At 34.3% G+C, this 14,694-nt stretch carries 13 protein-coding genes and 1 pseudogene; 4 read left to right on the top strand and 10 right to left on the bottom strand.

The features are described 5' to 3' along the window. Nucleotides 1-261: 261 nt before the first annotated feature. Complete coding sequence (locus ACMGGO_RS10650; RefSeq protein WP_054550199.1) at nt 262-756, bottom strand: NUDIX hydrolase; 495 nt, start codon at nt 754-756, stop codon at nt 262-264. A gap of 558 nt (nt 757-1,314) precedes the next feature. Here ACMGGO_RS10650 and ACMGGO_RS10645 point away from each other — a divergent pair. Next, nucleotides 1,315-2,742 carry a serine hydrolase domain-containing protein gene (locus ACMGGO_RS10645; RefSeq protein WP_279495089.1) on the top strand — a complete coding sequence of 476 codons (1,428 nt, stop codon included), beginning with the start codon at nt 1,315-1,317 and terminating at the stop codon, nt 2,740-2,742. Nucleotides 2,743-3,186: 444 nt separating this feature from the next. Here ACMGGO_RS10645 and ACMGGO_RS10640 read toward each other — a convergent pair whose 3' ends face one another. The 5 genes and pseudogenes from ACMGGO_RS10640 to ACMGGO_RS10620 form a co-directional block, all read right to left on the bottom strand. Continuing rightward, nucleotides 3,187-4,722: a multicopper oxidase family protein gene (locus ACMGGO_RS10640; RefSeq protein WP_374805555.1), complete on the bottom strand. Its 1,536-nt coding sequence runs from the start codon at nt 4,720-4,722 to the stop codon at nt 3,187-3,189. A gap of 125 nt (nt 4,723-4,847) precedes the next feature. Continuing rightward, nucleotides 4,848-5,387: a TVP38/TMEM64 family protein gene (locus ACMGGO_RS10635; protein WP_115673635.1), complete on the bottom strand. Its 540-nt coding sequence runs from the start codon at nt 5,385-5,387 to the stop codon at nt 4,848-4,850. A gap of 50 nt (nt 5,388-5,437) precedes the next feature. Continuing rightward, nucleotides 5,438-5,617 (bottom strand): hypothetical protein, encoded by a 180-nt coding sequence (locus tag ACMGGO_RS10630; RefSeq protein ID WP_374805584.1) that lies wholly within the window; start codon nt 5,615-5,617, stop codon nt 5,438-5,440. Between the two features lie 20 nt (nt 5,618-5,637). Beyond that, a pseudogene (gene resA, locus ACMGGO_RS10625) lies at nt 5,638-6,093 on the bottom strand (thiol-disulfide oxidoreductase ResA); the annotation flags it as partial. A 38-nt stretch (nt 6,094-6,131) separates the two neighbouring features. Further along, nucleotides 6,132-6,842 (bottom strand): cytochrome c biogenesis CcdA family protein, encoded by a 711-nt coding sequence (locus ACMGGO_RS10620; protein ID WP_420281882.1) that lies wholly within the window; start codon nt 6,840-6,842, stop codon nt 6,132-6,134. 372 nt (nt 6,843-7,214) lie between these two features. Here ACMGGO_RS10620 and ACMGGO_RS10615 point away from each other — a divergent pair, with 372 nt between their 5' ends. Beyond that, entirely contained in the window at nt 7,215-7,490 is a 276-nt protein-coding gene (locus ACMGGO_RS10615) for a YqhV family protein (RefSeq protein WP_048395961.1), read from the top strand. Nucleotides 7,491-8,039: 549 nt separating this feature from the next. Here ACMGGO_RS10615 and ACMGGO_RS10610 read toward each other — a convergent pair. Next, the gene (locus ACMGGO_RS10610; RefSeq protein WP_374805556.1) at nt 8,040-8,360 is read right to left on the bottom strand and encodes an ArsR/SmtB family transcription factor; all 321 of its coding nucleotides are present in this window, start codon (nt 8,358-8,360) and stop codon (nt 8,040-8,042) included. A gap of 497 nt (nt 8,361-8,857) precedes the next feature. On the opposite strand from ACMGGO_RS10610, the gene ACMGGO_RS10605 reads away from it, so the two are divergent. Further along, complete coding sequence (locus ACMGGO_RS10605; protein ID WP_048392989.1) at nt 8,858-9,478, top strand: class I SAM-dependent methyltransferase; 621 nt, start codon at nt 8,858-8,860, stop codon at nt 9,476-9,478. 188 nt (nt 9,479-9,666) lie between these two features. Here ACMGGO_RS10605 and ACMGGO_RS10600 read toward each other — a convergent pair whose 3' ends face one another. Next, nucleotides 9,667-10,560: a DMT family transporter gene (locus tag ACMGGO_RS10600; RefSeq protein WP_374805557.1), complete on the bottom strand. Its 894-nt coding sequence runs from the start codon at nt 10,558-10,560 to the stop codon at nt 9,667-9,669. Nucleotides 10,561-10,742: 182 nt separating this feature from the next. On the opposite strand from ACMGGO_RS10600, the gene ACMGGO_RS10595 reads away from it, so the two are divergent. Then, nucleotides 10,743-11,612 carry a LysR family transcriptional regulator gene (locus ACMGGO_RS10595; RefSeq protein WP_319839204.1) on the top strand — a complete coding sequence of 290 codons (870 nt, stop codon included), beginning with the start codon at nt 10,743-10,745 and terminating at the stop codon, nt 11,610-11,612. A gap of 64 nt (nt 11,613-11,676) precedes the next feature. Here ACMGGO_RS10595 and ACMGGO_RS10590 read toward each other — a convergent pair whose 3' ends face one another. Both ACMGGO_RS10590 and ACMGGO_RS10585 read right to left on the bottom strand, forming a co-directional pair. After that, nucleotides 11,677-13,833, bottom strand: coding sequence for an ATP-dependent helicase (locus ACMGGO_RS10590; RefSeq protein WP_374805558.1), 2,157 nt, complete (start codon nt 13,831-13,833; stop codon nt 11,677-11,679). Nucleotides 13,834-14,057: 224 nt separating this feature from the next. After that, nucleotides 14,058-14,507, bottom strand: coding sequence for a GNAT family N-acetyltransferase (locus ACMGGO_RS10585; RefSeq protein ID WP_054550210.1), 450 nt, complete (start codon nt 14,505-14,507; stop codon nt 14,058-14,060). Between the last annotated feature and the right edge of the window lie 187 nt (nt 14,508-14,694).

The raw sequence follows: 14,694 nt of genomic DNA, 5'->3' as shown, positions 1-14,694 counted from the left end.
TTAAAAAGAAACTTATAAACTAACTATTCCAGACTACACAGTGATAACCCTTCTTGCTTAGAAATTCATTAAATCCTTATTACTTTAACCTTCCCAGTTAGTTAAGTACATTACTTTTCCAACTAACCTAATTTTCAACATAATTCCTTTAAAAACGTTATTCAATTAAATAGCCCTTAAACTGAAAAATGAGCTTTCCTTTTTCCAGGAAAGAGTCCGATTGTTGAAGATCGTTGTTATTAAATTAAAGCACACGTTAGTTTAAGAAGAACAAAAGGTTAACGCATCGTCTAAGATTAATTTTGAAAGTTTATGGTCATTAATTACAAATGGTATTTCAGAGGGTTCTACCCAAATTCGAGCAGATGATTCATGTTCTCGGAGAAAAGGTAAGCATTCGGTAACATCCATTCTAAAAAATGCCTGATAAGCAATCAATGGATATTTTCCACTTGAATCAAAGGACAGATTTTCTTTATGGCTTACTTCAATAGAACCTATGTATTTAATTGTTCCCTTTACATACCCCTCTTCATATGTTTCGCGTAGTATAGCTTCTTCTACGTTCTCCCCAATCTCTACGTGTCCACCTGGATAATTAAACCCTCGATTTTTTATTTGTGATAATAACACTTTCCCATCTCTAAAGCACACTGCATGAACACTCGTCACTATTAAAGATTCTGTTAATTTCATTCGAGGCATCCAAGTTAGCTTCACATTATTTCCACCCCAGTCTACAAAAATCGTCTGCATATATCTATCCCATCTCCTGTTAAATGCAATTTATCACCTAATATTAACTTTCTACACTGTTTCAAAAATCCCTCTTATACAACAAACTGGAAATAGATTTTAAAACGTGGTAAATATACGTTTTTTATGTTGCATCAATTGTAGAATATATTAAGAGTAACCATTCTTATGCCAATAGAATATATTTGGAATTTGCATATTGGTCCGTTTAAAAGAATGAGGCTTCTGACTCTTATTCGAGTTCTCGTCATCTAGTAGATTTAAAAGTCTTATCAGCAAAGCCTCCCTCATGGTAATAGATTTCTTGTTTGTTTTACAACTTTTATTCACAATCTGGCCCTTTAATGCAAACAAGCGCTGATCCTTATTACAGAATGCACCCTTTTGTTGAAGATCGTTTTTCTTATTGAACTAACGTATCTGTTCGTTAAATGTAACTCTTCACATTTTACTTAATATTATAAAGGTGAATAGAAAGATACGTTATAATTTAGTTTAGTAGTTGTAAAAGTATGTTATTTATATTATTCTCTTATAATTTTTCAAAAAGGAGTGTTTATGAAAAAGATTATTGTTGTTGTATTAATGATATTTATATTATTCTTAGGATCCACAACACAAAGTTATGCACTGTCAGATTCGAAATCTGCGGCAATACAAGCGTTGCTAGATGATGCCTCTCGAATATCAGGTGTTCCAGGAATTTCAATCTCAATAATTGTCGATGATGAAGTGTTCTACTTTTCTTCAGGGTATGCTGACCGTGAAAAGGGGTTGACTGCAAGTGAAAATACACTCTATGAGTTAGCCTCAGTCAGTAAAGCTTTTACTGGTATGGGTATTATGCTGTTGGAAGAGCAAGGGCTGCTCTCAATGACGGACCCTGTGCAAAAATATTTACCTTGGTTTACGTTAAAGTATCAAGGAAAACCTGTTGATACGCAAAGCCTTACACTAAATAACTTTCTTCACCATACCAGTGGTCTAACAAATATTAGGCATACTCAAAATATTCCACAAGGCAATACACCGGATATGTTGCAAAAGACTGTGGAAATGCTCGTAGATGCTGAATTGGCGTTCAATCCTGGTGAACAGTATAACTATGGAACCGTTAATTATGACGTATTGGGTTTGGTTATTGAGATTGTGTCGCAACAAAGCTATGAAGACTTTATGAAGGAACAAGTATTTCAGCCGTTAGGTCTTCACCAGACGTATGTTTATAAAGAAGATGCTCAAGCCACTGGACAGTTGGCACAAGGCTACCGTTCTTCCTTTTTTATGACAACTCCATTTAAAGCTCCGGATTATGCTGGGAACAAACCCGCAGGCTACATCATTTCTAATACAAAAGATATGGCACGTTGGATGGGCATACAGATGGGTATTGTGCAGGACATACCCGAAATATTTCACACGGTTATCGAAAAATCACATAGGGGTGATATGTCTGTCTCGGCTGTCAACGATATGTATTATGCGGCAGGCTGGTCGGTAAACGCCGACCAAACAATTATCGAACATACTGGGGGCAATCCAAATTTCCGAACCGAAGTAGCCATACTGCTAAATGACAGAACAGCCGTCTGCTTGCTGAGCAACGGCGCAAATACCAATATAAACTTGGTACTAAAAGTTAAAGATATATTAGACGGCAATCTAACTCAGTCATATGAAATAAGTGGCACACAGCTTTTGGATATCATTTTGTCGTCTATCACTATTATTCTTTGCCTATTGGCTGTTCTGCTATTTCTCTTAGGATTACGAAAAAAGAAAATGAATAAGAGACAGCCAATGACAAAAAAGAGAATAATCATAACAGTTATTTTCCTGATGGCTACGATTGTCCTTGGTATACTGTGCTATGCTATCGATTGGTCAACGATACTTATTTGGCAAACATATAGTATTCTTACAGCGTTGATTTCGTCAGCATTATTAACAGCCAGCATTACATGGTTTGTATACACTCACCGATAAAATACCTCGCTCCCAAGATAATCATAATGTTAAGTAATAAAATATAAAATTATCGGTATGCTTAATTTGAAAAACATAAGACACTTAGATTGCTTCCACTAACCTGCTCTGTTCGTGGAATAAAAACAACTATATTATTTTTTAAATGACTTAATTGTAAATTAAACAACAATATTATTTTTACAAAAGCGTCGTTAGGTAACATTTCTTAAAAGACTGTTATTCAACAAGCTGGCCCGTTTGTTGAACAAAAATTAGTTTTCAGACTAATGGTAGCTTATTTAATTGTTAAGTTACAAAAAGGTCGTATCCTAGAAGTCTTTAAAGCAACAGAAAGCATTTAAATGGCTCGAAATGGCTTTATCTGGTGTTTTAAGTCGTTTAAAATCCACTCTTGAATGACATCTAAAAAACCTCCAAATATATGGAGGTTTTTAAACTATTTTATTTTACTTCAACTTGACCCATCATCCCATTTTCTTCATGTTCAAGGACATGGCAATGGAACATGTAAATGCCTTTATTATTGAACTTCACTGCTAATTTAACTGTTTGACCAGCTTCAACTGAAACCGTATCCTTCCACCCTTTTAAATTTAAAGGAGGTTCTTTCCCATCAATCGACACGATTTTAAATTGAGTGCCATGTATGTGGAAAGGATGTGTCATGCCACCCATCATATCAGGTTTATTATAAATTTCCCAAATTTCAGTATCTCCCTGTTTTTGAGTGAAATCAATGCGATTCATATCAAACTGTGAACCATTGATTGAAACCATTGTGCCCATACCAAAAAGTTCAAGTTTCTTTGTAACTGGTAAGGTTTTTTCCTCTTCCGTAACACCAAAATCATTTAATTTTTGTGCAATGTTACTTGTACTTGCAGCTTTTTGTTCAATTTTAAATGGTAAAAGGGTAATTCCTTCTTCATTTATTAATGCTATATCAGTTTTGTCATCCATCTTTGAAAAATCCACTATTACCTCTGCTCGCTCACCTGGTGTTAAGGTAATTTCTTTCATATCAGTTGGTTGATTTAAGAAACCTCCATCAGTAGCAATTTGTTGGAATGTAGCTCCATTATTCAATTTAAACGTATAATTACGAGCATTAGAACCGTTTAATAATCGTAGTCTTATTTTTTCTTTACTGACTGTAAGTTTAGGATTCACAGTACCATTAATTAACAAAGTATCTCCTATTGTACCATCCTCATTAAGGACTGCTTGATAATTTAATTGCTTTTCTTCAGTAAATTGTCTATCTTGGAATACTAACGGAAAATCATTCACACCATACTCATTCGGTAAATTGATTTTTTGCGAATTTTCATCATCAATATAAATTAAGCCAGCTAAACCTTTATATACTTGCTCTGCTGTAGCACCTTCTGGATGTGGATGGAACCACAGCGTAGATGCTCCTTGATTAACTGTAAAATTTACATCTTCTGTTACACCTGGCTCTAAGACTTGGTGTGGACCTCCATCACCATTTCCGGGGATTTCTAATCCATGCCAGTGAAATGTTGTTGGTTCAGATAAGTCATTTTTAGTTCTAAACGTTACCGTTTGATCTTTATAAATACGAATGATTGGCCCTAAAAAGGAACCATTATATCCATATGTCTCTGTTTTAGTTCCCTTAAGGATTTCTGTCGTTCCTTTTTGAGCAGTAATATCAACAATTCCATTTTTAGGTTCAATAATAGGTGGAAGCGCAAGCTCATTTTCCCCAGTTGAATTATTTAATGCTAATGGATTGTTATGACTCGCATGACCATTTTCCATGCTACTATCTTTATTATCCATACCCTCCATGTTTTTCATTTCTTCATCACTCATATTGGAATGGTCCATACCAGACATAGTAGAATGGTCCATATTTGAATTATTATTAGATTCCGAATTACCCGCACTACATCCCCAAATTATAATAGCGCCTACCAATAATGAAGCAACCAAAAGTTTAGATTTCATTATGTTTCCTCCTTTTATTCTTTACATAGGCACTATAACAAAGAAGTATGGAGAAATTATGGATTTGTAATTAAATGAGACAAGTATTAACCACGCTATCTAAGAAAACTTTGATATGACTTTTTTTACTTCTTAACTTTCCAAATCAAAATGATAATTGACATTAATAAGATACTTATTACAATTTTCCCTATTAAATTTACTTGCATAAAACCATATACGGCTCCTGCTTCAAAGATTAAGGCTGGTATTTTTCCAATCGTACTAGCAAGCGCAAATGTGCCTAAAGACACCTTAGAAAATGCACTAGTAAAAGTCACAAGACCTGATGACATAAAAGGTAAAATCCTTAAACTGACAATTATCCAAAATGCATCAGACCCTTCCAATTCCTTTAATTTTAAAAGTTTAGGGTGTAATACGAACGGTCTTTTCCATTTATTGATTCCTTTTCTATATAAAATAAAGCTAATAACTGCACCAAGTGATTCACCGATAATAGAAATCAACAAACCGTTGAATACGCCAAAAAACACAAGGTTAGTAGCTGTAACAAAAACACTTGGTAGTATACCTATAATACTAACCAAAGTATTTATCATTAAACTAACCAAAATTGCAAATAATCCAGATTGTTCAAGTAATTGAAGTAATTTTTCTTCCATGATTAAACGCTATCTTTTTTAACCTATTACTTGCATATAATGAACTATTGTTAATAAACAACAACTGCCTGTTCGCCTAATGCTTCATAGCTATTAAAAAATGCTCCCTTATCCAATGTTATCAATCCCTTACGTGGATCCATTACTTCCACAGTCGTATTTCCCACAGATAATAGTACCATTGTATGTAAATTTTGATACATTTGATGGTACTCACCTGCTTCTTCCATAATCCATCCCCCTTTATTTTCCCCTCAGAATTAATAAGAATAGTCGTTGGTAATGGATTGATATTATATGCTTCCATTACACTTTTATTTTTATCTATTAAAACCGGGAAAGTTAGACCTTTTCGGTCAATATAATTTTGAACCACGAAGTCGGATTCTGCTATATTTATAGCTAATACCTGTATCCCCTTTTCTTTATAATCATTATAATATCTATCTATAATTGGAAATTCTCTTTCGCAAGGTTTGCACCAAGTACCCCAAAAGTTTAAAAAGACGCCTTGTCCTTTGTATTCCTCCAAATTATGTTTCTCACCATGCATATCAACTAGAGTAAAATTTGGAGCATCATCCCCTATTTTTAATACTTCATTTTTATCTTGCGTTAAAGTTGTATAGACTGTGAAGAATATTGCCCCAAATAATATAATTAATATAATTGAACGCATAAGAAATCTTCTCTTTTTTTTATCCATAATGAAGTTAGGTCCCTTCCTCTCTTATATATGTAAAACTAGAAACCAGTAAATCCTCCAAAAATCGGTGTTAAAAACGCAATAATTTTAGTCATCATATCAAAGTATAATAAAACCCCCATCACAATCATTATTGCACCACCTATTTTCATAAATAGTCCATTTTTTCTTTGAAGAAACTTCATTTTTCCGATAAATAAAGACATTATTAGGAAAGGTATAGAGAAACCTAGCACATAAAATAGCATGTACAACATACCCTTCCCAGGATCAGACACGCCTAAAGCTATTACTCCTGCAAGAATTGGTCCAGTACAAGGTGTCCATCCAGCTGCAAAACCCATACCAATAAGTACGGAACCAAAATATCCTTTGGGCCTTTTTTTAAAATGAATCTTTTTTTCAGATTGTAAAATATCGATTTTAAAAAAACCTAGAATAACTAATCCAAAAAAGACCATGATAATTGCTCCAATTTGTCTTAGGAACTCTTTATACTGAATAAAAATCTGTCCGATAAAAGAAGTTGAAAAACCTAATGCCATAAAAATAATAGAAAAACCAAGTAAAAAAAGCAGGGTATGTATCAGAGATTTTCGTCTCAAAATCCCTTTTTCTTCTTTTAGTTCATTAAAGGATATTCCTGTTACATAAGATAGAAAAGCTGGATACACTGGTAATGAACAAGGTGATACAAATGATAATAATCCAGCACCAAATGCAAGAAGTAAATTTAATTGCTCTAACAAATACGCTCACTCAACCTTTCTATAGTCCATTTGAAAATAAAGTATAGACTATAAATATGGAGAATATATGCATATGCAGCGTGATATAAGAATTAGAATTTTTTTGATAGCTTTCGAATTGAGCATTTATCTAAATAGGGATTAAAAATAAAAATGAGCCGTGTTTCAACTATAGAAACACAGCTCATTTATTATGATAATTCTAAACATTGGAAAAAATCTTTAATTATATTCCTAGTCTAAGGATTAAAGCATAATCTAACAAGAATATTAGATACGAATCATACATATATTGATTTTAGTATTTCATTAAAACAAAAATCTATTATTCTATTCATGATGGAATTATATTAAATTTTCTATAAAGATAGGATGATGACAATTATTGAAAAGTCGGTTCTTGCTATGGTTATTTTACGTGTATTGTCTGGGAGTATTGAAGTAAGTGCTGGATTGTTGATGCTAAAGTTAAATAATCTAGAAAAAGCATTTTATATTAATACAATGCTTGCTTTGGTTGGTCCAACAGTTTTAATCGTAACGACAGCAATTGCATTATTTGGACTAGCAGATAAAATACCTGTGACAAGAATCGTTTGCTTATTTACGGGTATAACACTTATTATTATTAGCTCACATATTAAGTAAAAATAAAAGATTACTAAAATTCAGCAAAAGCATACAAGTGTCAGAATATGAGTTTGACGAAAAAATAATCTTCATAACCTTTTGGATCCAAGTTATCTTCTGTATCTTTATAGCATGGTTCCATTCATAATCTTTGTTAAACTCTTTTATGAAACACCTAACATGTTCATTAAATTACTGTAGCGTGTGACGACGCTGCTTTTTTTTTATGTATAATTAGCCTTTATTTGCACAAATTTATATTGAGTGTATCGCACGCACTTATACGGTGGTGGCGTTGGTTGACCGTCACGACCTCCCTCAATAAGGGTTACATTATCTCAGTAACCCTTTTATAATTTCTATTCAGATCAGGTAGTTTTCTACTTTGGACTAACCTTAATTAAACCTTTACGACCACTAACCGTATTAGTAAAGATGTTCCTCTATCTTTGATTTTTTCTGTACTAGCTCATTCATATAGTTACGGAACACCCATTTCCTCATAATTTCAAATCTCCTGCATCCTTCCCTATAAATTATGGAATCTGCTTTTATTTATATATATCTTTAATCTACATGGTTTGCACAGCATGCGACATCAGAATCAACATCTTCTAAAACCGTATCAAACATTTCAAGAAGTTCGCGAATACGCTCATTTCTCAAACTATAGTAGCAATATTTTCCTTCATTACGACCAACAATAATGCCACACCCTTTTAAACAGGCTAAGTGTTGAGAGATATTAGACTGATTTCCCTTTAATTCCTCGACGATTTGAGATACTGTCTTCTCTTTCTCTTTGATACACTCTAAAATTTGAAGTCTTACCTTGTTTGAAAATCCATGAATTAGTTTAATTTTTAAGTCAATATTTTTTTCTGTCACAAAATCTCCTCCAATTCATATTAGACTTAGCTAATATGTTTTGATATGATTATATTCGATATCACTAATATGTGTGTCAAACATACTAGCACTACCTAATATGTCTGTCAAAATTTTAAAAAATATGGGTCTCTCTTCAGCTAATAAACGTAGGCATCCTCAAGTTAGATTTTTTACTGTCTGAAAAGGAATATTAGATTAAATTTGGGACAGGTTTCGCAACTGGCTGGAAACTTGTAATAATGGCTTTAGGGCTAACAAACCCTGATAAAGGCTTATTATACATACTTATTAATGTACTGGTTTTTTCAATTTCCTTTCTTAAGCTGTCTCAAATTACGTTTCTTCCAAAAAATCCATTTATGATTATTGATTTTAATGGGATTTTATTATATTTTGACATGATGACAAAGATTATTGCGTGGGTCACTCCTATTTTCGGAGGGGACACAGGATTTTAGAAGTTCATACGCTCTGTAGAAAGGCTGGATGTAGCATTGAATAATACGTGGAACAAAATTATCTATAAAATTGGCTCTTCCTTTTACGATAAATTTTTTAATACAGGTACTTTTTTAAAGACTAGAAAGAGGATTTTTCAAGAAGTGCCTTTTCAGCGTAAACAAAAAATCCTCTATGTAGGAATTGGTACTGGGGCTGATTTAGAATTAATCAACTATGTTGATTATGATATAACTGCCATTGATTATTCTCCTGATATGCTAGCGAAAGCTCAACATAAATTCGAGCACTCTTCTATCAATTTTTTAGAAATGGATGCTCAAAAAATGTCTTTTGCAGATGAATCATTTGACTATATTGTAGCTAGTTTAATACTTTCTGTGGTTCCTAATGAAAATAAATGCTTTGAAGAGATGATAAGAGTTTTAAAGAAGGATGGTAGAATTCTTATCTTTGATAAATTTGCTCCTAAAAATCAAAAACTAACGCTAACAAAAAAATTGGTAAGGCCATTTATAAGTATGTTAGGAACAGATATTGGTAGAAGTTTTGAGGAGTTGTTTAAACAAAATGATCAAAGGCTCAGAATTATAAGAGATGAATCTGTTATGTTAAAGGGTATGTATAGATATATTGAAGTTCTTAAACTCTCTTAGCTAAGGGCATAGCTGAACTAGCAGTTAACGTTTTGGAGAAACTCATCAAGAAGCTCAAGCATCTTATCAAGAGTTTAAAAAACAACAATTAGCCAACTTGAATTGGCTGATTGTTGTCTTAGTAATTGAACAACCCTATAAATGTTAAATACCATGTACTATCGATTTAAGTCTCCCGTGATAAATTGTTACTCTATTTGTTTTTTCATGAGTTGTTTTGAAAAGTTAAAAGATCGAATTTCGCTAACAAATGTAGAACCTAATAAAAATACCCCTCCGATAATTTGCACTAGGGTCATTTGCTCTTGCAATATCATTGCAGAAATCAATATTGCTACAAAAGGATCGACATAACTTAGCATCGCAATACTCTGCCCTTTCAATTTTTCCATTCCCGAGAAAAACAACCAAAATCCAATCCCTGTATTAACGATACCTAAAATTAAAATAAAAGGAATAGATGCGCTTGATAATCCAAAAATCCCAAAGCCTTCTGTCAAAAAAACATACGGCAGCAGTAATAATGCAGTTGTTCCAAGTTGAATAATGGTCAGCTCTAGCTTGTCCATCTCTTTAATAAATTTGTTTAAAAGTAACAATGCCGCATAAAACGCAGCTGCCATCAATCCAAAGGTAAGTCCAAGGAAATCATCTGATTCCGTTGCACTCACCCCTTCTCCTACAATCATTATCATACCGATAATTGCTATGACAATGCATATTATTTTTTTTATGGATAATTGTTCCCTAAGTACAACAGGTGAAAGAATCATTACAAATACTGGTGCAAAGTAATATCCTAGTGTGGCATTGGCAAGTGATGTGTGGTCGTAGGATTGATAGAGAAAAATCCAGTTTCCTCCCAATGCAACGCCTGAGAGAAACAAAAATAAAGCATTCGATTTCACTAAATTCCAGGATATTTTTTTCTTCATTATGGAGAAGATGAAGAATAAAAATAAGCATCCTAGTAAACTACTTAGTAAAGCTCTTTCACTCGCCGCTAAATCAATGTAACGCACAACTAAACCGATTGTGCCAAAAATAATCATTGATACGATAAATTGAAAATTAGATTTCATGGCCTACTCCCCTAACCTACCGCAATTTAATAGGAACTATTAGGTGTTTTTTTCGTCCTTTCCTTCCACTCCCTTTCAACTTGCTTTTGTAATGGGAATAGCATAGCATACTTATATGTATTACAAAATTGAATGTTTGTCATGCTACACATAACTAAATAGCATGCAAGGGGGATAGCGCAATGAATATCCAAAAATATATGGCCTTTGTCAAAGCAGTAGAATATGGGAGCTTTACAAGTGCTGCCGATGCATTAAACTATACACAGTCTGGTATCAGCCGTATGATCAACGATTTAGAATCAGAATGGGGAATTTCCCTTTTTGAACGAGGTCGTGCTGGAATCAGTTTAACATCCGATGGCTTAAAGTTACTGCCCCAATTACAACGTATATGTAATGAGCATGAAATGTTAATGATGCAGATCGAAGACTTACATGATATCCAATCAGGAATCATCCGAATTGGTACATTTTCTAGTGTAGCAACACATTGGCTACCTTATATGATCAAATTCTTTAAGCAGGATTATCCAGGGATTGATTTCGAGTTACTCTTAGGAGATTACACCGAAATCGAAAGCTGGATTATCGAAGGTAGGGTCGACTTTGGATTTTTGCGACTACCAACAAAAGCTAAAATGGAAACAATCTTTGTAGAGCAAGACCGTTTGTTGGTAGTCATTCATCAGGATCATCCTCTTGCTGATTGCGATAAATTTCCTATAAGTGAATTATTGACCAGTCCATTCATGCTTTTAGAAAAAGGCGCAAAAGCTGAAATCTCCGAAATTTTTGAGAAGCACAATATCTCGCCGCACATTTCTTTTACAACATGGGACGACTATGCCATTATGTCAATGGTGGAAAACGGGTTGGGAATCAGTATATTACCTGAACTGATTTTAGAACGCATTCCTTACCAAATTATCGCGAAAGAGCTTGAGATCCCTGCTTTTCGAACTATTGGGATTGCGATGAGAGAGCAAAAATCGCTGTCACTTGCAGCAAAGAGATTTATAGAATATTTATCCTATAGAAAGAGAAAATAAGAAGTTTAGCTATTATTTTGCACACTATAAAAAGCGTATTCGAAAAAATCTCGAATACGCTGCATTAATCTTCAACCGCTTCTAAATAGCCTTGCTGTAAACATGTATCCGTCATAAACTGCTTTATCCCTGCATCAAATGACAATTTGATCGTGCTACTTGTGACCTCCAAAATTTTTCCTTCTCCAAACATCACATGCTTCACCTTTGAGCCAACGATTAACGCTGACTCCGTTGTAATTGTCTGATCATTACGGTATTGCTTCAATGCTTTCCTCGGACTTTTCGACGCTTTCTTTGGTAATTCCTGAGGAGAAACGATTTGCTTTAACGCCTTCATAAATATTGATGGCACCACACTTGCTTTAAAGCGCTTGCTGTACGAAATTAATTCCAAATGGCGAATTGCACGTGTGATACCGACATAAAAGAGTCTTGTTTCTTCCTCTATTGCTTCTTCTGTCTCAGTAGGTAAAATCCCATCAATTAAGTCAATCAAATACACACGGTCAAATTCCAAGCCCTTTGAACTGTGTAAGGTTGTTAATGTAATGGCATTCATTTCATTTTTCAGATGAGATGTACGTGCTAAATTTTCAAGGTACTTCAAACGACCCGCAAATTCAGTCATCGTCGACGTATGGCGAGCAATTAGTCCAAGTACATCCACAATATCTAGTAAATTTTCATAATTAAAACCGAGGTCCTCGCTCATTTTCTTTAAGGCACGCTCATAACCAAAGTCATAACGGATATGCTCTAGCATGGCTGTTGGTGTTGTTTGATCAAATTGAATGCTATCATACGTTTTGCGAATTCGCTTAATATATTCAGGCTGATAATCCTTTAATTCCACATGCTCTAGTAATAGTGAGAATACACAGCCATCCTCCGGTACTTTCTGCAGTGCCTTTAATTGCGTTGGTGTAATATAAGCATTCATTTTTCTGTAAACTTTTTCAAATATCGAGATATTTTTTGTATTGTACGCTAGACGCATGAAGTTCATTATATCCTCCACAACCCAATGCGTAAAAAAGCGAATGGTGGAATCTTTCATATAGAAAGGCAAGCCCGCTCTGTCTAATGCGTCCATAAGAGGAATGGCTGACGTATTATTTCGATATAAAACAGCCGTTGAGCCACGCTTAGACAAGCTTTTTAACTGATTCACTACATATTTGGCCTGTAAGCTGTAATTCTCTAGGATTTTAAACGAGATTGGCTCTGCTGCATGATTTTGCGTAAACATTTGTTTGTTATATCGTTTTTTATTTCGCTGAATGAAAAGATTGGCTGGCTCTACAATCGAGGCAGATGAACGATAATTTTGTGTCATTAGTAAAACACGTGCCTCTGGATAAATCTTTTGGAAATTCAACAAATAATCTGGCTCTGCACCGCGCCAGCTATAAATGGCCTGATCCTCATCGGCAACGACGCATAAATTTTGATGGACAGCGACAAGCTTCTCGATGATCGCATGTTGAACAGGCGATGTATCCTGACTTTCATCCGTTAAATAAAAATCGTATCGACGTTGAAATTGCGCCAACACCTCTCGATTTTTCGTAAAAATATCATTCGCCATTAACAGCATATCGTCAAAATCAATGAGCAATCGGTCACTAGCTGTGCGCTTATATTCCTCATAATGCTGTAAAATCTCGACTTTTCTTGGCACCTTTACTTCTGCAATTGCCCATTCCTGTTCTGGCAGCATTTTATTTTTGATGAACGTTATGTACGTCAGTAGCTCGTCTAACTGATCTTCCGTAATTTTGGAGCCATTTAATTGTTCAAAAATCTCACGAAGCACTCGTTTTTTTGACATTACACCAGGCCCGTCCGCTTCTTCGATAATCCCGTACGAAATGCCCTGACGTTCAAGTGTCTGCCGCACAACTTGAAATGCTAAACTATGAATCGTCGAAAAATCAACTGGTGGCAAATGCGGAAAAAACTTTGCAAAACGTGCCTTCATATCATTTGCTGATGCCTTACTAAACGTAACAGCCTTTATGCGAGCAGGCTTGACACCAAGCGCCTCGATCATATAGCCAATACGCATAATAATCGTCGTCGTTTTTCCTGAACCAGGAGATGCCAATAGTAGCAGCGGTCCATTCGTCTGCAATACGGCCTGCTTCTGCACATCATTTAGATAAACGCCAAGTGAACACTCCTTTTCTTCAAAAAATGCTTTTTGCGCTCCATTCATATCAATTACTCCGTTCTAAAAAAATCTATTTTCTATTATACCAGATGATACTGATTAACTTCTTAAGAGCATTAAAAGCAACTAAGCTCGACTACTACTCATTCGAGTGATCTTAGCTGTTAAGGAAATTGTTTGCCTCTTCATCATTTTTAGATCTTATCAAAAACAAAAAAGCGTATATACAAAATGTACAACGCTTTTTAGTAGCTCGTTAGTGAAATTTTTTATTTGGCTATCCATTCATATTGAATATCAGCTAAATTTTCTTCATTTTCATGTCCTCTCCCTATGATTTTAAATCCATGTTTTTCATAAAATCGTTGGGCATTTTCATTAACCTCAAATGTGTATAAAGTTAATCGCCCTTTTGATTGTGCTTTTACTTTATCTAGTAATGTATGACCTATGCCCATCCCTTGATAGTCAATATGAATATATAGTTGGCTTATTTCTTCTTCGTTATAGGCAATCATGCCAACTACTTTTTCATCCATTAACGCTAAATCGATGTGAAACTGCTCAGCTAATAGATGATTTAAGAAATATACATGACTTTCAAAGGTATGAATTTCTTTTTGACCAATCGCCTGTTCCTTACTATCTCGCCACATAGCAACTGTTTGTTCAGCGTATTGGGGGGTATATTGCGTAATAATTATTTTGTGTTGGTTCACTACGATGCCTCCTTAAGCATAATGTAAAAAATAGATCTTATGAAAAATACTTGGTTGGATTCCTAAATCCTGATTGCATACGACTTTAGCAATGCAATATACTTTAAATCAAATATTTTACATTCAAGACTAAACCTATGTAGTTTGTATTTCCTCACATCTTCTGGAAAAATATAAGACATTCCTG

Source organism: Lysinibacillus sp. BNK-21, from assembly GCF_048684915.1.
Taxonomy (GTDB): Bacteria; Bacillota; Bacilli; order Bacillales_A; family Planococcaceae; genus Lysinibacillus; species Lysinibacillus capsici.
This window is presented reverse-complemented; position numbering and strand designations above follow the sequence as displayed.